General features: G+C 59.8%; 17 protein-coding genes. 6 read left to right on the top strand and 11 right to left on the bottom strand.

Translation table 11 applies throughout. The annotated features are described in order from the left end of the window. Positions 1-155 precede the first annotated feature (155 nt). The 4 genes from POF45_RS05400 to POF45_RS05385 all read left to right on the top strand — a co-directional run bounded on the left by POF45_RS05400 (position 156) and on the right by POF45_RS05385 (position 4,922). The gene (locus tag POF45_RS05400; RefSeq protein ID WP_259494987.1) at positions 156-629 is read left to right on the top strand and encodes a MarR family winged helix-turn-helix transcriptional regulator; all 474 of its coding nucleotides are present in this window, start codon (positions 156-158) and stop codon (positions 627-629) included. After that, on the top strand, positions 626-2,095 hold the full coding sequence (locus POF45_RS05395; protein ID WP_259494986.1) for an efflux transporter outer membrane subunit: 1,470 nt from the start codon (positions 626-628) through the stop codon (positions 2,093-2,095). Before POF45_RS05400 ends, POF45_RS05395 begins: the two co-directional genes overlap by 4 nt. Positions 2,096-2,110: 15 nt before the next feature. After that, positions 2,111-3,328, top strand: coding sequence for an HlyD/EmrA/EmrK family protein (locus tag POF45_RS05390; RefSeq protein WP_282315271.1), 1,218 nt, complete (start codon positions 2,111-2,113; stop codon positions 3,326-3,328). A 64-nt stretch (positions 3,329-3,392) separates the two neighbouring features. Continuing rightward, the gene (locus POF45_RS05385; RefSeq protein WP_259494984.1) at positions 3,393-4,922 is read left to right on the top strand and encodes a DHA2 family efflux MFS transporter permease subunit; all 1,530 of its coding nucleotides are present in this window, start codon (positions 3,393-3,395) and stop codon (positions 4,920-4,922) included. Between the two features lie 126 nt (positions 4,923-5,048). On the opposite strand, the gene lpxH is transcribed toward POF45_RS05385, so the two are convergent. After that, the gene (gene lpxH, locus POF45_RS05380; protein WP_282315269.1) at positions 5,049-5,801 is read right to left on the bottom strand and encodes a UDP-2,3-diacylglucosamine diphosphatase; all 753 of its coding nucleotides are present in this window, start codon (positions 5,799-5,801) and stop codon (positions 5,049-5,051) included. Further along, the gene (locus POF45_RS05375; RefSeq protein WP_259494980.1) at positions 5,798-6,301 is read right to left on the bottom strand and encodes a peptidylprolyl isomerase; all 504 of its coding nucleotides are present in this window, start codon (positions 6,299-6,301) and stop codon (positions 5,798-5,800) included. The genes lpxH and POF45_RS05375 overlap by 4 nt, the downstream gene beginning before the upstream one ends. Positions 6,302-6,552: 251 nt before the next feature. Between POF45_RS05375 and POF45_RS05370 the strand changes: the two genes are divergently transcribed. Both POF45_RS05370 and cysS read left to right on the top strand, forming a co-directional pair. After that, entirely contained in the window at positions 6,553-8,253 is a 1,701-nt protein-coding gene (locus POF45_RS05370; RefSeq protein WP_259494978.1) for a glutamine--tRNA ligase/YqeY domain fusion protein, read from the top strand. A gap of 18 nt (positions 8,254-8,271) precedes the next feature. Next, positions 8,272-9,654, top strand: coding sequence for a cysteine--tRNA ligase (gene cysS / locus POF45_RS05365; protein WP_282315268.1), 1,383 nt, complete (start codon positions 8,272-8,274; stop codon positions 9,652-9,654). 132 nt (positions 9,655-9,786) lie between these two features. Here the strand turns inward: cysS and POF45_RS05360 are convergent, their stop codons facing one another. The 9 genes from POF45_RS05360 to nuoI all read right to left on the bottom strand — a co-directional run bounded on the left by POF45_RS05360 (position 9,787) and on the right by nuoI (position 18,221). After that, on the bottom strand, positions 9,787-10,659 hold the full coding sequence (locus POF45_RS05360; RefSeq protein ID WP_259494973.1) for an undecaprenyl-diphosphate phosphatase: 873 nt from the start codon (positions 10,657-10,659) through the stop codon (positions 9,787-9,789). 306 nt (positions 10,660-10,965) lie between these two features. Continuing rightward, positions 10,966-11,280, bottom strand: coding sequence for a helix-turn-helix domain-containing protein (locus POF45_RS05355; protein ID WP_282315267.1), 315 nt, complete (start codon positions 11,278-11,280; stop codon positions 10,966-10,968). Then, positions 11,270-11,620 (bottom strand): type II toxin-antitoxin system RelE/ParE family toxin, encoded by a 351-nt coding sequence (locus POF45_RS05350; RefSeq protein WP_282315266.1) that lies wholly within the window; start codon positions 11,618-11,620, stop codon positions 11,270-11,272. Before POF45_RS05350 ends, POF45_RS05355 begins: the two co-directional genes overlap by 11 nt. 337 nt (positions 11,621-11,957) lie before the next feature. Continuing rightward, positions 11,958-13,421, bottom strand: coding sequence for an NADH-quinone oxidoreductase subunit NuoN (gene nuoN, locus POF45_RS05345; RefSeq protein WP_259494970.1), 1,464 nt, complete (start codon positions 13,419-13,421; stop codon positions 11,958-11,960). Between the two features lie 7 nt (positions 13,422-13,428). Further along, entirely contained in the window at positions 13,429-14,961 is a 1,533-nt protein-coding gene (gene nuoM, locus POF45_RS05340) for an NADH-quinone oxidoreductase subunit M (protein WP_259494969.1), read from the bottom strand. A gap of 39 nt (positions 14,962-15,000) precedes the next feature. Further along, positions 15,001-16,854, bottom strand: a complete 1,854-nt coding sequence (nuoL, locus tag POF45_RS05335; RefSeq protein ID WP_259494967.1) for an NADH-quinone oxidoreductase subunit L — start codon at positions 16,852-16,854, stop codon at positions 15,001-15,003. Continuing rightward, positions 16,851-17,159: an NADH-quinone oxidoreductase subunit NuoK gene (nuoK, locus tag POF45_RS05330; protein ID WP_003223790.1), complete on the bottom strand. Its 309-nt coding sequence runs from the start codon at positions 17,157-17,159 to the stop codon at positions 16,851-16,853. Before nuoK ends, nuoL begins: the two co-directional genes overlap by 4 nt. Before the next feature lie 3 nt (positions 17,160-17,162). After that, positions 17,163-17,663, bottom strand: a complete 501-nt coding sequence (gene nuoJ / locus POF45_RS05325; protein WP_259494966.1) for an NADH-quinone oxidoreductase subunit J — start codon at positions 17,661-17,663, stop codon at positions 17,163-17,165. A gap of 9 nt (positions 17,664-17,672) precedes the next feature. Further along, positions 17,673-18,221 carry an NADH-quinone oxidoreductase subunit NuoI gene (nuoI, locus tag POF45_RS05320; RefSeq protein WP_259494965.1) on the bottom strand — a complete coding sequence of 183 codons (549 nt, stop codon included), beginning with the start codon at positions 18,219-18,221 and terminating at the stop codon, positions 17,673-17,675. Between the last annotated feature and the right edge of the window lie 5 nt (positions 18,222-18,226).

Below are 18,226 nucleotides of genomic sequence, written 5' to 3'. Positions count from 1 at the left end.
GCCCAGGCATTGTGCAAAACCCCTGAACCGCGCCGTGCTTCTACAGCCATTTATCCGCTAAATACAAAGCACCCTAACTATTACGTTGACATTCGCTGCCTAGGCAGTAACATCTCGTCATACATTCTCTGCCTAGGCAGCTAAATGGTGGACAGATGAAGCATTTCACCCCAGACGATTTCCGCAATTGCCACCTCGGGCTCCTGCTTGGGCGCGCTGCGTTGCTCAAGGACCGGATCATCGACTCGCACATGGAACCCCACGGCATTACCGCCGCGCAGTTCAAGGTGCTGATCATCATGGCCCAGTACGGCGTCGATACGCCGGCCGAGCTGTGCCGTCACCTGTCCCTGGACAGCGGTTCGATGACACGCATGCTCGACCGTCTGGAGCAGAAAGGTTTCCTCGCCCGCCAACGCTCCGAGGCGGACCGGCGTCAGGTGCAGTTGATGCTGACCGAAGAGGGCCAGAAGCTCGCCGACCGTCTGCCGCACATCGGTGCTGAAGCAATGAATGAACTGGCGGGGGCCATCAGCCCCGCTGAGCTGCAAACCCTGGAACAGATCCTCAAGAAAATTTTGCTGGCAGCCGGTGACCCGATCACCGTGCAGCGGGTAGGTGATAAATGAGCAGTAAAGTATTTCGTACCCGCCTGAGCCTGGTGCTGCTGGCCATGAGCCTGGCCGGTTGCGCCAGTTACAGTGGTTTGAACACCCAGGGCGTCAACCTGCAAGCCAAGAGTCTGAACGCCGGGCAGTCGCTGACCGGTGTGACGCTGTCGCCAGCGGCATGGCCGAAAAAAGACTGGTGGACCAGCCTGGGTGACCCGCAGCTCGACGGCCTGATCCGCGAAGCGCTGCACGATAGCCCGGACATGCAGATTGCCGAAGCCCGCGCCCATCAGGCCAGCGCCGCAGCCTATGCCGCCGATGCCGCGCGGATGCCGACGCTGGATGCCGGCGCCAGCGTGACGCGTGCGCGTCTGGCCAAGGACCAGGACCCGAGTGGCCGGGGCGACATCTATGACACCGTGCGCAACGTCAGCGCCACCTTCAATTACAACTTCGACCTCTGGGGCGGCCAGCGTGACGCCTGGGAAGCTGCGTTGGGCCAGGCCCGCGCCGCTGAGGTTGATCAACAGTCCGCGCAGTTGACCCTGGCCGCCGATGTCGCCCGTGCCTACAGCGATCTGGGCCAGGCACACATTGTTTATGATTTGTCCAATGACGACCTCAAACGCACCCGGCAGATGCTTGATCTGAGCCAGCGCCGCCTGAGTGCCGGCATCGACAGTCAATATCAGCTGCAGCAGACCGAGAGCCTGGAAGCGACTTCCGAGGCCAACCTGATCGACGCCGAAAAGCGCCTGAACAGCGCGAAAATTGCCCTGGCGGTGTTGCTCGGCAAAGGCCCGGATCGCGGCAATGAGATCGCCCGGCCAAACATCCTGCAGTCCAGCGCCGTGGCCTTGCCGTCGGTGCTGCCGGCAGAACTGCTTGGTCGTCGCCCGGATCTGGTCGCAGCCCGCTGGCGGGTCGAGGCGGCGAGCAAGAACATTGCTGCCAGCAAGACTCAGTTCTACCCCAACCTGAACCTTAGCGCCTCGGCCGGTGCCGAATCGTTACTGGGTGATGCGATGTTCGGTTCTGCCAGTCGCTTCTTCAGCATCGCACCGACGATTTCGGTGCCGATTTTCGACGGTGGCCGCTTGCGCGCCAACCTCGATGCCAAGGATGCCGATTACGATCTGGCCGTGGCGCAGTACAACAAAAGTCTGGTCAAGGCCCTGGGCGATGTCAGCGACACCATCAACCAGTTGCGTGATATCGGCCGCCAGATCGGTGCGCAGCAACACGCCACCGAGATTGCCCAGGACTCTTACAACACCGTGGTCCAGCGCTACGGTTCCGGCATCGGTAACTACCTGGACGTGCTCAGCATCGAGCAGCAACTGCTCCAGGCCCAGCGTCAGCTGGCCAACCTGAATGCCGAGCAGATCGACTTGTCGATCCAACTGATGCAGGCGCTGGGCGGCGGTTTCCAGAGTGAAACCATCGCCTCGGCCACCCCAGCTCCAGCCAAGCTGAACAACTAATTCAAGGTAACTGTCATGGCCAATGCCGAAACAAATACTGTTCCATCCAATCAAGCGTCTGACAAGGCACCGGATACCAGCAACCCGCGCAAACGCAAGGTCATGCTGACGGTGCTAGTGATTCTGGTGCTCCTCGCCGGCGCTGGCGTCTGGGCATATCACGAGTTTTACGGACGCTGGAACGAAAGCACCGACGACGCCTACGTGAACGGCAACGTGGTGGAAATCACCCCGTTGGTCACCGGCACCGTGGTCAGCATCGGCGCCGATGATGGCGATCTGGTTCACGAAGGCCAGGTACTGGTCAACTTCGACCCGAACGATGCCCAGGTCGGCCTGCAAAGTGCCCAGGCCAATCTGGCGCGCACCGTGCGCCAGGTTCGCGGCCTGTACAGCAACGTCGATGGCATGAAGGCGCAGGTCAATGCCCAGCAGGCCAACGTGCAGAAAGCCCAGGACAACTTCAACCGCCGGAAAAACCTCGCCGCTGGCGGCGCGATTTCCCAGGAAGAACTGTCTCACGCTCGCGATGACCTGACCTCGGCGCAAAACGCCCTGGCCAACGCTCAGCAACAACTCAAGACCACCAGCGCACTGGTCGATGACACCGTGGTGTCGTCGCACCCGGACGTGATGTCCGCCGCCGCGCAACTGCGTCAGGCGTACCTGAACAATGCTCGCAGCACGCTGATTGCACCGGTTACCGGTTATGTCGCCAAACGTTCCGTGCAACTGGGTCAGCGGGTTCAGCCGGGCACCGCACTGATGGCGGTGATTCCGCTGGATCAACTGTGGATCGACGCCAACTTCAAGGAAACCCAACTGAGAGACATGCGCATCGGCCAGCCGGTGGACATCGAGGCTGATCTGTACGGCAGCGACGTGAAATTCAGCGGCACCATCGACAGCCTCGGCGCCGGCACCGGTAGCGCGTTTGCCTTGCTGCCAGCGCAGAACGCCACCGGTAACTGGATCAAGATCGTTCAGCGTGTGCCGGTACGGATTCACATCAACGCCGACGAACTGGCCAAGCACCCACTGCGGGTCGGCCTGTCGACTCAGGTCGATGTGAGCCTGCGCGACCAGAGCGGCCCGGTGCTGGCGCAACAGGCGCCGCAAAAGGCCTCGTTCAGCACCAATGTCTACGACAGTCAGTTGGCCGAAGCCGACGCAATGATCGCCCAATTGATCCATGACAACAGCGCCGTCGTCAGCAAAACCGCACAGCGCTGATTCGCCAATCCGTCAGCCGCGCCGTTGAAGGGCGCGGCGCCCACCCGGTTTCAAAGGATTCGCGATGAGCAATAACGCGTCTTTCACGCCGCCCAGCCTGGTGCTCGCCACCATTGGCCTGTCGCTGGCGACCTTCATGCAAGTGCTCGATACCACCATCGCCAACGTGGCCTTGCCGACGATTTCCGGCAACCTGGGCGTGAGTTCGGAGCAGGGCACCTGGGTCATCACCTCGTTTGCCGTGAGCAACGCCATTGCGCTGCCGCTGACCGGTTGGCTCAGCCGGCGTTTCGGCGAGGTGAAGCTGTTTCTCTGGGCCACGATCCTGTTTGTGCTGGCATCGTTTCTGTGTGGTATCTCGACTTCGATGCCCGAGCTGATTGTTTTCCGGGTGGTTCAAGGCCTGGTGGCCGGTCCGCTGTACCCGATGACCCAGACGCTGCTGATAGCGGTCTATCCCCCCGCCAGGCGTGGCATGGCCCTGGCGTTGCTGGCGATGGTCACGGTGGTGGCGCCGATTGCCGGCCCGATCCTGGGTGGCTGGATTACGGACAGTTATAGCTGGCCGTGGATCTTCTTCATCAATGTGCCGATCGGGATTTTCGCGGTGATGGTGGTGCGCTCGCAGCTCAAGGCGCGCCCGGTGGAAACCAGTCGCCAGCCGATGGACTACGTCGGTCTGATCTCGCTGATCATTGGCGTGGGCGCTTTGCAGGTGATCCTCGACAAGGGCAATGACCTGGACTGGTTCGAGTCGAACTTCATCGTCATCGGTGCGGCGGTGTCGGTGATTGCGCTGGCGGTGTTTGTGATCTGGGAGATGACCGACAAGCATCCGGTGGTGAATCTGCGGCTGTTTGCCTATCGCAACTTCCGTATTGGCACGATTGTGCTGGTGCTGGGTTACGCCGGGTTCTTCGGCATCAACCTGATCCTGCCGCAGTGGCTGCAAACCCAGATGGGTTATACGGCGACCTGGGCCGGGCTGGCGGTGGCGCCGATCGGGATTCTGCCGGTGTTGATGTCGCCCTTTGTCGGCAAGTACGCGCACAAGTTCGACCTGCGTCTGCTGGCCGGGCTGGCGTTCCTGGCGATTGGCCTGAGCTGCTTCATGCGCGCCGGCTTCACCAACGAGGTGGACTTCCAGCACATCGCTCTGGTGCAGCTGTTCATGGGCATTGGCGTGGCGCTGTTCTTCATGCCGACCCTGAGCATTCTGATGTCCGACTTGCCGCCGAGCCAGATTGCCGATGGCGCCGGCCTGGCGACGTTCCTGCGGACCCTGGGCGGCAGCTTTGCGGCATCACTGACCACCTGGATCTGGATTCGTCGGGCTGATCAGCATCATGCGTACCTGAGCGAAAGCATCACCGCCTATGACCCGGCGACCCGAGATGCCTTGCACTCCCTGGGTGGGGCGGGGACCCCGGCGTATGCGCAGCTCGATCAGGTGCTGACCAGCCAGGCGTATATGCTCTCCACCGTGGATTATTTCACGCTGCTGGGCTGGGGATTCATGGGGTTGATGCTGATCGTATGGCTGGCCAAACCCCCATTTGCGGCGAAGGCTGGGCCTGCGGCCTCCGGTCACTGATTGCAGCGCGGTCAATAATGTGGGAGCGAGCCTGCTCGCGAAAGCGGCTTAACATTCGATGAAGAGGTTGAATATGAGTCCGTCTTCGCGAGCAGGCTCGCTCCCACAGGGTTTTGTGTTTGGTCGTTAGTGGGTGGGTGCGGCCAGTTGCGGCGGTGGCGCAAAATCAAACGGCGCCAGGGCAAACCCGTTCTCGTCCACCTGCAATGCCCAACCCTGGCGGTCCCAATCCCCCAGCACAATGCGTCTGGCCGCCTGCTCGCCAATCTGCAACTTGTGAATGGCGGGGCGGTGGGTGTGGCCGTGGATCAGGGTCTTTACCCCAAACTGTTGCATGATCCGCGGTACTTCGTCCGGCGTGACATCGACAATGTCATTGGCCTTCATCCGCACTTGTGTCCGGCTTTCGCTGCGCAGCTTGCGCGCCAGTGTGTGCCGGGTGCTCAAGGGCAGGTGCCGCAGGATGAACAGGGTGATGGGGTTGCGCAGGTAACGACGCAGCTTCATATAGCCTTCGTCGCGGGTGCAGAGGCTGTCGCCGTGCATCAGCAGTACTGGCTCGCCGTATAACTGCACGACACTCGGGTCCTTCAACAACGTGCAGCCGGCCTCTTTACAGAAGGCCTTGCCGAGCAGGAAGTCGCGGTTGCCATGCATCAGAAAGATGGCCGTGCCGCTGTCGCCGAGATCGCGCAGGGCCTGGCAGATGGAGCGCTGGAAGGGCGTCATGGCGTCATCGCCAATCCACACCTCGAAAAAGTCGCCCAGGATGTACAACGCACTCGCCAAGCGGGCACGTCCGGCGAGCAAATCCAGAAACGCCCGGGTGATGTCCGGGCGCTCCTCTTCCAGATGCAAATCTGAAATCAGCAGTATCACTCAATGATCTCGGCTTTCTCGATGATCACGTCGTCTGCTGGCACGTCCTGGTGGCCGGCCTTGGAAGTGGTGGAAACACCTTTGATCTTGTCAACAACGTCGGTGCCTGCAACGACTTTGGCGAATACTGCGTAGCCCCAGCCCTGAACGTTCTTGCCGCTGTGGTTCAGGAAGCTGTTGTCAGCGACGTTGATGAAGAACTGGGCGGAAGCCGAATGCGGCTCCATGGTGCGCGCCATGGCCACGGTGTACTTCTCGTTCGGCAGGCCGTTGTCGGCTTCGTTCTGGATGCTTGGGCGCTTGTCTTTCTTTTCTTTCATGCCTGGCTCGAAACCGCCGCCCTGGATCATGAAGTTGCCGATGACACGGTGGAATACAGTGTTTTCGTAGTGGCCGGCCTTGACGTATTCGATGAAGTTGGCAACGGTGATCGGTGCCTTTTCAGCGTTCAGTTCCAGGACGATGTCGCCATGGTTGGTGGTCAGTTTGACTTGGGTCATGATCGGTACTCTTTTATGAATTCGTGGGTTTCGGGGCGTTTGAGCCCGCAACCGGTCTGGTCTGTTTCGACCAAGGTGCGCAGTTTAGCGCGACAGGCGTTAATTTCGAGGCAGTTTTTCAAAACAGGTGGATTAAACGCACCTGATTTAGGGCCTGCTCTGTCAGCGGCTTGACGGCATCGGCTATGATAGCGGCTTTGTTTTGTCAGGCCTTTCGTTCCGGCCACGCACTTGTATGTTCAAGGATCCTAATGAGCAAGCCCACTGTCGACCCTACCTCGAATGCCAAGACCGGCCCAGCCGTGCCGGTCAACTTCCTGCGGCCGATCATCCAGGCAGACCTGGACTCGGGTAAGCACACGCAGATCGTCACCCGTTTCCCGCCTGAGCCCAACGGCTACCTGCACATTGGTCACGCCAAGTCGATTTGCGTGAACTTCGGCCTGGCCCAGGAATTTGGCGGCGTCACGCACCTGCGTTTCGACGACACCAACCCGGCCAAGGAAGACCAGGAATACATCGACGCGATCGAAAGCGACATCAAATGGCTGGGCTTTGAATGGTCCGGCGAAGTGCGCTACGCCTCGCAATATTTCGACCAGTTGCACGACTGGGCCGTCGAGCTGATCAAGGCCGGCAAGGCCTACGTCGATGACCTGAGCCCGGAGCAAGCCAAGGAATACCGTGGCAGCCTGACCGAGCCGGGCAAGAACAGCCCGTTCCGTGACCGCTCCGTGGAAGAAAACCTCGACTGGTTCGCCCGCATGAAGGCTGGCGAATTCGCTGACGGCGCACGCGTGTTGCGGGCCAAGATCGACATGGCCTCGCCGAACATGAACCTGCGCGACCCGATCATGTATCGCATCCGCCACGCCCACCACCACCAGACTGGCGACAAGTGGTGCATCTACCCGAACTATGACTTCACCCACGGTCAGTCGGACGCCATCGAAGGCATCACCCACTCGATCTGCACCCTGGAATTCGAAAGCCACCGTCCGCTGTACGACTGGTTCCTCGACGCCTTGCCAGTGCCGGCGCACCCGCGTCAGTACGAGTTCAGCCGCCTGAACCTGAACTACACCATCACCAGCAAGCGTAAACTCAAGCAACTGGTCGATGAAAAGCACGTGCTCGGCTGGGATGACCCGCGCATGTCCACGCTGTCGGGCTTCCGCCGCCGTGGCTACACGCCTGCGTCGATCCGCAATTTCTGTGACATGGTCGGCACCAACCGTTCTGACGGCGTCGTCGATTTCGGCATGCTCGAGTTCAGCATCCGTCAGGACCTGGACCAGAACGCTCCGCGTGCCATGTGCGTGCTGCGTCCGTTGAAAGTGGTGATCACCAATTACCCGGAAGACCAGGTCGAGAACCTCGAACTGCCACGTCATCCTCAGAAAGAAGAACTGGGCGTGCGCAAGCTGCCGTTCGCCCGTGAAATCTACATCGACCACGATGATTTCATGGAAGAGCCGCCAAAAGGCTACAAGCGCCTGGAGCCAACCGGCGAAGTGCGTCTGCGCGGCAGCTACGTGATCCGTGCCGACGAAGCGATCAAGGATGCCGATGGCAACATCGTCGAACTGCGTTGCTCCTACGACCCGGAAACGCTGGGCAAGAACCCTGAAGGCCGCAAGGTCAAAGGCGTGATCCACTGGGTGCCGGCGGCGGCCAGCGTCGAGTGCGAAGTGCGTCTGTACGATCGTCTGTTCCGTTCGGCCAACCCTGAAAAGGCTGAAGACAGCGCCAGTTTCCTGGACAACATCAACCCTGAATCGCTGCAAGTTCTCACTGGTTGTCGTGCCGAGCCTTCGCTGGGCAACGCACAGCCGGAAGACCGTTTCCAGTTTGAGCGCGAAGGTTACTTCTGCGCGGATATCAAGGACTCGAAACCGGGCGCTCCGGTATTCAACCGTACCGTGACCTTGCGTGATTCGTGGGGCCAGTGATTCTTTAAGGAAACTGTTGTGCTAACGATCTACAACACGCTCACCAAGAGCAAAGAAGTCTTCAAGCCGCTGGATGGCAACAAGGTGCGCATGTACGTCTGCGGGATGACCGTGTACGACTACTGCCACCTGGGCCATGGCCGCAGCATGGTCGCGTTCGACCTGGTGACCCGCTGGCTGCGGTTCAGCGGCTACGACCTGACCTACGTGCGCAACATCACCGACATCGACGACAAGATCATCAATCGCGCCCGTGAAAACGGCGAGTCGTTCGAAGCGTTGACCGAGCGCATGATCGCGGCGATGCACGAAGACGAAGCGCGCCTGAACATCAAGAAGCCGGACATGGAGCCGCGCGCCACCGGCCACATCGCCGGCATGCACGCGATGATCCAGACCCTGATCGACAAGGGCTACGCCTACGCGCCGGGCAATGGTGACGTGTATTACCGCGTCGCCAAATTCATGGGCTACGGCAAGCTGTCGCGCAAGAAGATCGAAGACCTGCGCATCGGCGCGCGGATCGAAGTCGACGAGTCGAAACAGGACCCGCTGGACTTCGTGCTGTGGAAAGGCGCCAAGCCGGGCGAGCCGAGCTGGGCGTCGCCGTGGGGCGATGGTCGTCCGGGCTGGCACATCGAGTGCTCGGTGATGTCGACCTGCTGCCTGGGCGAGACGTTCGACATTCATGGCGGCGGCAGCGACCTTGAGTTCCCGCACCATGAAAACGAAATCGCCCAGAGCGAAGCGGCCACCGGCAAGACTTACGCCAACGCGTGGATGCATTGCGGCATGATTCGCATCAATGGCGAGAAGATGTCCAAGTCCTTGAACAACTTCTTCACCATTCGCGACGTGCTGGAAAAGTACCACCCGGAAGTCGTGCGTTACTTGTTGGTGTCAAGCCACTACCGCAGCGCGATCAACTATTCGGAAGACAACCTCAAGGACGCCAAAGGCGCCCTGGAGCGTTTCTACCACGCGTTGAAAGGCCTGCCGAACGTGGAGCCGGCTGGCGGCGAAGCCTTTGTCGAACGCTTCACTCAGGTGATGAACGACGACTTCGGCACGCCGGAAGCCTGCGCGGTGCTGTTCGAAATGGTGCGCGAGATCAACCGCCTGCGCGAGAGCGATCTGAACGCAGCGGCCGGTCTGGCAGCGCGCTTGAAGGAACTGGCCAGCGTGCTGGGCGTGTTGCAGCTCGAAGCCGATGACTTCTTGCAGGCCGGCGCTGAAGGCCGTGTTGACGCAGCTGAAGTTGATGCGCTGATTCAGGCGCGTCTGGCAGCACGCGCCGGCAAAGACTGGGCCGAATCCGACCGCATCCGCGACCAGCTCACCACCATGGGCGTGGTGCTGGAAGACGGCAAGGGCGGCACGACTTGGCGTCTGGCTGACTGATTGGTTTATTGCTTACAAAATAAAACCCGCCTTGTGCGGGTTTTGTTTTTTTGGGCTGGAGAGATATTAACGGTGCCTGACAGATTGTTTGCGCGAGCAAGTCGACCCTTGATTAAGAGCCCTGCGCCAGGATCAGCTCAAGAACCCGGTGCTCACCGCCACAATCAGGAAAATCCCCAGCACTGCGCGGTAGATGACAAACGGCCAGGTGGAGAACTTCTCCAGAAACTTCATCAGGCCCCAGATGGCGAAAAATGCCGAGACGCTGGCGATGACCAAGCCGAAAATCAGATGAGCCCAGGCTTCTGCCGGGAGCTGCGCATGGAACAGTACCCACAGTTCTTTCAGGCCGGCCAGGGCGATAGCGGGCAGGCCCAACAGGAAGGAGAAGCGTGCCGCTTCTTCGCGTTTGAAGTTGAGGAACAGTGCGGCTGTCAGGGTTGAGCCAGAACGGGAAACGCCTGGAATCAGCGCTCCGATCTGGGCAATGCCGACAATCAGCGCGTCGCGCAGGCGCATTTCTCCAACGGTGCGGCGATGGCGGCAACTGAGTTCGGCGGCGGCCAGCAGAACGGCCATCACCACGCATGAAATCCCGATCACCATCAGGCCTCTCATGGGCGAGTTGCAGGCGTTCAGTGTCGATGACAAGGCGATGCCAGCAATACCGATGGGGATGGTTGCCAGCACGATGGCAACGGCCAGCTTGAACCACTGGTTGCTGTAATCACCTTGGCGCACGGCACCGATACTGCCCGTGACGACTTGCCTCACATCCCGCCAGAAATAACTGACCACTGCCGCCAGCGCGGCCAGTTGCATGGCGGCGGAAAACGCCGAACCGGGATCGGGCCAGCCGAGCAGGGCGGGCACGATGCGCATATGGGCAGTAGAGGAAACGGGCAACAGCTCGGTAATACCCTGAATGATGCCCAGGATGCCGATTTGCAGGTAATCCAGAGAGGCGAAGCCAATATCAAGGCCGGCGGAACAGATGTTTGTCAAAGCACTTATCCTGTGAGAATAAGAGGGGAGGGAGGTGTTTGGCTCTAGGAGAGTAGATCAAAAAGCTGAAACATTTCGTCACGTTTAGCCGGCGCAGTCAATCACTGATAGGCGCAGGTCGCTTGCTGGACAAAACCTGTCTTGAACGCTTGCCAATTGACCTAGGATTAATACATCCCTGTGGCGAGGGTGCTTGCTCCCGCTGGGTCGCGAAGCGACCCCCTCTCTTCAGAAAAGAAACGGACTGCTACGCAGTCCAGCGGGAGCAAGTGCCCTCGCCACAGGTTTTTTGCGCTTAACGACAATTCAGCTCAACGCCGCCAGCCGTTCAGCCGTTTCCGGAAAGCGCTCGACCAGACGAATCAAAGTAGTGGCCTGCGCATTCGGTTGTGCACGTCCTTGCTCCCAGTTTTCCAGGGTGCGGGTATTTGTACGCAAATACATCGCGAATACCGACCGGGAAAGATTGAGCTGTTGGCGGATGGCTACCACCTCCTCGGCAGTGATTGGCACCAGTTTTGGTAACTTGACCTTGTGGGTTCGCAGCGTGACCTTGCCTTGACGCTCGTCGGCCAAGGCTTCGAGGCCATCCATCAGTTCGGTAAAAATGTCACGTTTCATAGTGGGATCTCGTGTTGATTTCTCTATCTAGCGCTTGTCTGAAAAGTTTCTTCTGGGAAGGCGATAGGTCGTCTTGCTCGTTTTTGCTATAGACGGTGAACAGCCAGAATTGATCAAAACCTGACCACCAGTAATAAATCACCCGTAATCCGCTGCGCTTGCCTTTGCCTCGTCGCTGGTCGGAGAAGCGGATTTTGCGCAACCCGCCCATACCTTCCACGAGATCGCCTGCTTCAGGGTTTTTCAGCAGCTCCAGTTGAAAACTGCGGAACAGATCGTCGTCCAGGTAGTCATTCCTGTGCTTTTGAAATACGGGTAATTCGATAAAGAGAGCATCCATGTTCTGTACGTTACCTGCGTATATTTCTATCACAAGAATCTAATAGGTCAAGGCGTCCGTCTCGTTCTATTCGGTCAAGTCATTACGGTACATTTGCGTGTGGGATGGGGGTGTAGGACGAGGCTGGGTTGCCGGTGGGATGTGGGCGAGAAGGGGAGAGAAGCGGTGATCAAAACGTCGTAGCCTGCGCGGGGTCCTACATCTGGAATATGTCCTCAATGTAGGAGCTGCCGCAGGCTCGGGCCGCGTTCGGACGATGTTTTGATCTTTGAAGCCCAAACGCAAAAACGGCACCCGAAGGTGCCGTTTCTGTTTTCTATCGGGTAACGCTAAACGATCAACCCGCCAGACCCGCCTGCTGAACCAGCGTCAGCAACGGCTGTGGGTACAGGCCGAGGAAGAAAGCCAGTACCGCGATGGCCAACAGCATCACGCCGCCTGCACGTTGTTCCCAGTGCAGCTGCGCATCGTGGCGACGCAGGTTCGGCTCGATCAGGTACAGGGTGACCATCACGCGCAGGTAGTAGAAGACGCCGATGGCGCTACCTACAACCAGAGATGCAACCAGCCACCATTGATGCGACTCGACACCGGTCGCGATGATGTAGAACTTGCCGATGAAGCCCGCGGTCAGCGGGATACCGGCCAGGGACAGCATCATCACGGTCAGTACCGCGGTCAGGTACGGACGGCGCCAGAACAGGCCGCGGTATTCGTACAGGGCATCCGCGTCGCGACCTTTGTACGGCGAGGACATCAGGGTGATCACGCCGAAAGCGCCGAGGCTGGTGATCACGTAGGTGACCAGGTACACGCCGATGGCTTCCATGGCCAGACCCTTGCTCGCCACCAGGGCGATCAGCAGGTAGCCGAAGTGGGCGATGGACGAGTAACCGAGCAGACGCTTGAGGTTGCTCTGGGTCAGCGCCAACAGGTTACCGAACAGGATCGAGGCCACGGCGATAACGCTCAGCACGGTGCTCAACACACCGCTGCTGGCCGCTGGCGAGATCTGGAACAGACGCACCATCACCGCAAACACCGCCACTTTGGAAGCGGTCGCCAGGAACGCCGCCACCGGTGCGGGAGCACCTTCGTAAACGTCCGGAGTCCAGAGGTGGAACGGCACCAGCGACAGCTTGAACGCCAGACCGATCAACATCATGCCCAGGCCCATTTGCGCCAGCGAGCTTGGCAGGCCGGTGGCCGCCAGGGCCTGGCCGATGCCGACGAAGCTCAGGCTGCCGGAATCGGCGTAGAGCAGGGCCATGCCGAACAACAGGAACGCGGAACCGGCTGCCGACAGCACCATGTACTTGATGCCGGCTTCCAGCGAACGCTTGTTGAAGAAGGCATAAGCCACCAGACCGTAGACCGGCACCGACAGCAGTTCCAGACCGATGAACAACCCGGCCAGGTGCTGCGCGCTGACCAGCACCAGGCCACCGGCGGCGGCCATCAGGATCAGCAGGTACAGTTCTTCGCGGTTGCCTGGGTAACCCGTACCGCCATCGCCGAGGTAGGCGTGGGCGAGGGTCACACAGGCGAGGGTGGCGACCAGGATCAGCGCCATGTACAGACAGGCAAAGTTATCGATCTGCAGCAATGGGGTCACGGCCAGAGGCGCGACTTTCAAGGCAGGCAGGATCGACAGCAATGCCAGGTTCAGACCCGCCACCGAAATCAGGAAGGTCTGTGCGTGGTTGCGGCGCCAGGCGATGGCCAGCATCACCACGATGATCGTGGCGGTGGTGATCAACAGTGGCGCCAGCGCGATAAAGTGTTGAATCGTGAATTCCATAGCGCTCTTACCGGGCCGAAGCGAGTTGAGTGAAGGCGGTACCGAGCCACTGCTGCACGCCATGCATCGTCGCGGCAGAAGTGTCTAGGAACGGTTGCGGGTAGACGCCGATGTAGATCAGCAATACCGCAAGACCGACCACCATGATCAGTTCGCGAGCATCCATGCCGTGCAGTACCGCGTCCGACTTGGACGGGCCGAAGTAGGCACGGTGAATCATGATCAGCGAGTACACCGAACCGAACACCAGGCCGGACGTCGCAATCGCGGTAATCCAGGGTGCCGTGGCGAAGTTGCCGATCAGGATCAGGAACTCACCGACGAAGTTGCCGGTGCCCGGCAAGCCCAGCGACGCCGCCGCGAAGAACAGGCTGATGGCCGGCAGGTAAGCGATCTTCGACCACAGGCCGCCCATTTCACGCATGTCGCGAGTATGGGTGCGCTCGTACAGCTGACCACTGAGGATAAACAGTGCCGCCGCCGAAACACCGTGGGCCAGCATCTGGATCACCGCGCCTTGCAGCGCCAGTTGGCTGCCGGAGTAGATGCCGATCAGCACGAAACCCATGTGGGAAACGGACGAGAAGGCGATCAGACGCTTGATGTCGGTTTGCGCGAACGCCAGGAACGCACCGTAGAAAATCCCGATCAGACCCAGGGTCATGGCAATCGGCGCGAACTCGGCCGAAGCATTCGGGAACAGCGGCAGGGCGAAACGCAGCAGACCGTAAGCAGCGGTCTTCAACAGGATACCGGCCAGATCGACCGAACCCGCGGTTGGCGCCTGGGCGTGAGCATCAGGCAGCCAGGAGTGGAACGGTACGACAGGCAGCTTGACCGCGAAGGCGATGAAGAAGCCGAGCATCAGGATGTACTCGGTGGTCATCGACATCTTGGTTTTCAACAGGTCGGCGTAGTTGAAGGTAATCACGCCGGTGTTGTTGAAGTTGACCAGTACCAGACCCAGGATCGCCACCAGCATGATCAGGCCGGAAGCCTGAGTGAAGATGAAGAACTTGGTCGCCGCGTAGATCCGGGTTTTCTTGCCGTCCGAAGAACTGTGACCCCAGAGCGCGATGAGGAAGTACATCGGCACCAGCATCATTTCCCAGAAGAAGAAGAACATGAACAGGTCGAGGGCCAGGAACACGCCGACGACACCGCCCAGGATCCACATCAGGTTCAGGTGGAAGAAGCCAACGTGACGTTGAATCTCTTTCCACGAACACAGGACCGAGAGGATACCCAGCAGGCCGGTCAGCAGGATCATCAACAGCGACAGGCCGTCGAGGGCCAGGTGCACGTTGATGCCGAAGCGCTGGATCCAGACGTGCTTGAACTCAAGCGCCCAGGTCGGATCGGCGCCAGGCGCCGGAGCAAATGAATAATTACCGTGGGCCCACAGCCAGAGGCCGAGCGCGAGTTCCAGGGTCATGGTCAACAGCGCAATCCAGCGGGGGAGGGTGGCGCCGAAGCGCTCACCCATCCAGCACAGCAGGCCGCCGATGAAGGGGATCAGGATTAGCCAAGGCAGAATCATGACGGGCTCGTTTCCTTTCGCAAGTTCGCAAGGTTCATATCAGACCGCTACCAGCACGATGGCGCCGATAACCAGCACGGCACCAGCAGCCATCGAGGCGGCATACCAACGCAATTGACCGGTCTCGGTGCGGCTCAGGGCGGTGTGACCGCCTTTGGCCATACGCGGGATCAGACCGATGGTCTGGTCGAGCGGGTCTTTGCGCAGTACATGGCTGATCGCAAGGTACGGCTTGACGAACAGTTTGTCGTAGATCCAATCGAAGCCCCAGGCAGCGAACCACCAGGCCGAAAGGAAGCGGCCGATGCCGCTGTTGGCAATGGCGGTGACGAAGCGACGCTTGCCGAGGAACAGCAAGGCGGCCAGCAGGATACCGGCCAGGGCGATGGCGCCCGAAGCGATTTCCAGACTGTGCTTGGCTTCGCCGCCGGCATGGCCGACGCTTTCCGGCAGCACGCCGTGCAGCGGTGGGACGATCATTGCGCCGACGAAGGTCGACAACACGATCAGCACCGACAGAGGCAGCCAGTGGGCAATGCCGTGACCGGCGTGGGCTTCGGTCTTCGCTTCACCGTGGAACGCAATGAAGATCAGGCGGAAGGTGTACAGCGAGGTCATGAACGCACCGACCAGGCCGGCGTACAGCAGGCCGTGGTTGCCGCTGGCGAACGCTTCCCAGAGGATTTCGTCCTTGGAGTAGAAGCCTGCGGTCACCAGTGGCAGGGCGGACAGTGCCGCGCCGCCGACGATGAAGCTGGTGTAGGCCAGTGGCAGTTTCTTCCACAGGCCGCCCATCTTGAAGATGTTCTGCTCGTGGTGGCAGGCAACGATTACCGCACCGGAAGCAAGGAACAACAGGGCCTTGAAGAAGGCGTGGGTCATCAGGTGGAAGATCGCGCCTTCCCATGCACCAACGCCCAGCGCCAGGAACATGTAGCCGATCTGGCTCATGGTCGAGTAGGCGAGGATACGTTTGATGTCGGTTTGTACCAGTGCGGCAAAACCTGCCAGCACCAGTGTCACGCCGCCGACGATACCGACCAGGTGCAGGATATCCGGCGCCAGGGCGAACAGGCCGTGGGTACGGGCGATCAGGTAGACGCCTGCGGTGACCATGGTTGCGGCGTGGATCAGTGCCGAAACCGGGGTAGGACCGGCCATCGCATCCGCCAGCCAGGTTTGCAGTGGCAGTTGCGCGGATTTACCGACAGCGCCGCCCAGCAGCATCAGGGTTGCCAGAACGATCCAGAAGTCGCCGACCTTGAAGTGCTCAGGTGCCCGCACCAGCAGTTCCTGGACATTCAATGTGCCCAGTTGCTGGAACAGGATGAACAGGCCGATGGCCATGAACACGTCGCCGATGCGGGTCACGATGAAGGCTTTGAGTGCCGCGTTACCGTTGTTGCGGTTGCTGTAGTAGAAACCGATCAACAGGTACGAGCACAGGCCCACGCCTTCCCAACCGAAGTACAGGAACAACAGGTTATCGCCCAGGATCAGGAACAGCATGCTGGCGATAAACAGGTTGGTGTAGGCGAAGAAGCGCGAGTAACCGTCTTCACCGCGCATGTACCAGGACGCGAACAGGTGGATCAGGAAGCCGACGCCAACCACTACACCGAGCATGGTGACCGACAGGCCATCCAGGTACAGGGCGAAGTTTGGTGTGAAGCCTTCCACCGCCATCCACTGCCACAACACCTGGGTGTAGTGACCGCCTTCAGGAGGGGCAACGTTGAACTGCCAGATCACGTAGGTCGCGACGATGGCAGACAGGCCGATGGAACCGACGCCAATCAGCGCCGAGAGGTTTTCCGAGAAGCGGCCGCGCGAAAACGACAGCAGCAGGAAACCAATGAGAGGGAATACGAAAGTCAGATAGAGAAGATTCATCCGCGCATCTCGCTGGCAGCGTCGATATCGAGCGTGTGGAAGCGGCGATACAGTTGCAGCAGGATCGCCAGGCCAATACTGGCCTCGGCGGCTGCCAGGCTGATCACCAGGATGAACATGATCTGTCCATCCGGCTGACCCCAACGTGCACCGGCAACGATGAAGGCCAGTGCAGAGGCGTTCATCATCACTTCCAGGCTCATCAACACGAAAAGAATGTTGCGGCGGACCATCAGGCCAACCAGGCCGAGGCAGAACAGGATGCCGGCAACGGCCAGTCCATGTTCAAGAGGGATAGCAGGCATGAATTACTCCTTCGCCTCGTTACGGCCCAAATGGAACGCCGTGACGGCTGCGGCAAGCAGCAGCATCGAGGCGAGTTCGACCACCAGCAGATACGGACCGAACAGGCTGATGCCCACGGCTTTTGCGTCGACGGTGGTGTGGCCGATGGCCTGACCGCTGGAGTGGCTGAACAACACGTACAGCAGTTCAGCCAGCAGCAGGCCGGCAAGAATCACCGGCCCGATCCAGATACCGGGTTTGAGCCACACGCGTTCTTGCTGAACCGAGGCAGGGCCCAGGTTCAGCATCATCACCACGAACACGAACAGCACCATGATGGCGCCGGCGTAGGCAATCACTTCCAGCACACCGGCAAACGGTGCGCCGAGGGCGAAGAAGGTCATGGCCACGGCGATCAGCGAGATGATCAGGTAGAGCAGGGCGTGCACAGGGTTGGTGTGGGTGATCACGCGAAGCGTGGACACGACAGCAACACCCGATGCGAAATAGAAAGCGAATTCCATCTTTCTTCCTTAAGGCAGCAAGCTCTTCACGTTGATCGGCTGGGCTTCATTCTGTGCGGCGCCTTTGGGCTTACCGGCGATGGCCATACCTGCAACACGATAGAAGTTGTAATCAGGGTTTTTACCGGGACCGGAGATCAGCAGATCTTCTTTCTCGTAAACCAGGTCCTGACGTTTGAACTCGGCCATCTCGAAATCCGGTGTCAGCTGGATTGCGGTGGTCGGGCAGGCTTCCTCGCAGAGGCCGCAGAAAATGCAGCGCGAGAAGTTGATGCGGAAGAAGTCCGGGTACCAGCGACCGTCTTCGGTTTCAGCTTTCTGCAACGAGATGCAACCCACCGGGCAGGCCACGGCGCACAGGTTGCAAGCTACGCAACGCTCTTCGCCGTCGGGATCACGGGTCAGCACGATACGGCCACGGTAGCGCGGCGGCAGGTACACGGCTTCTTCCGGGTACTGCAGCGTGTCGCGCTTGCGGAAGGCATGGCCGAAGATCATCACCAGGCTGCGAAGCTGGGTGAAGAAGCCATGCACGATGTCAAAAATGTACTTGAACATGATTC

This window comes from Pseudomonas fungipugnans, from assembly GCF_029955235.1.
Classification (GTDB): Bacteria; Pseudomonadota; Gammaproteobacteria; order Pseudomonadales; family Pseudomonadaceae; genus Aquipseudomonas; species Aquipseudomonas fungipugnans.
This window is presented reverse-complemented; position numbering and strand designations above follow the sequence as displayed.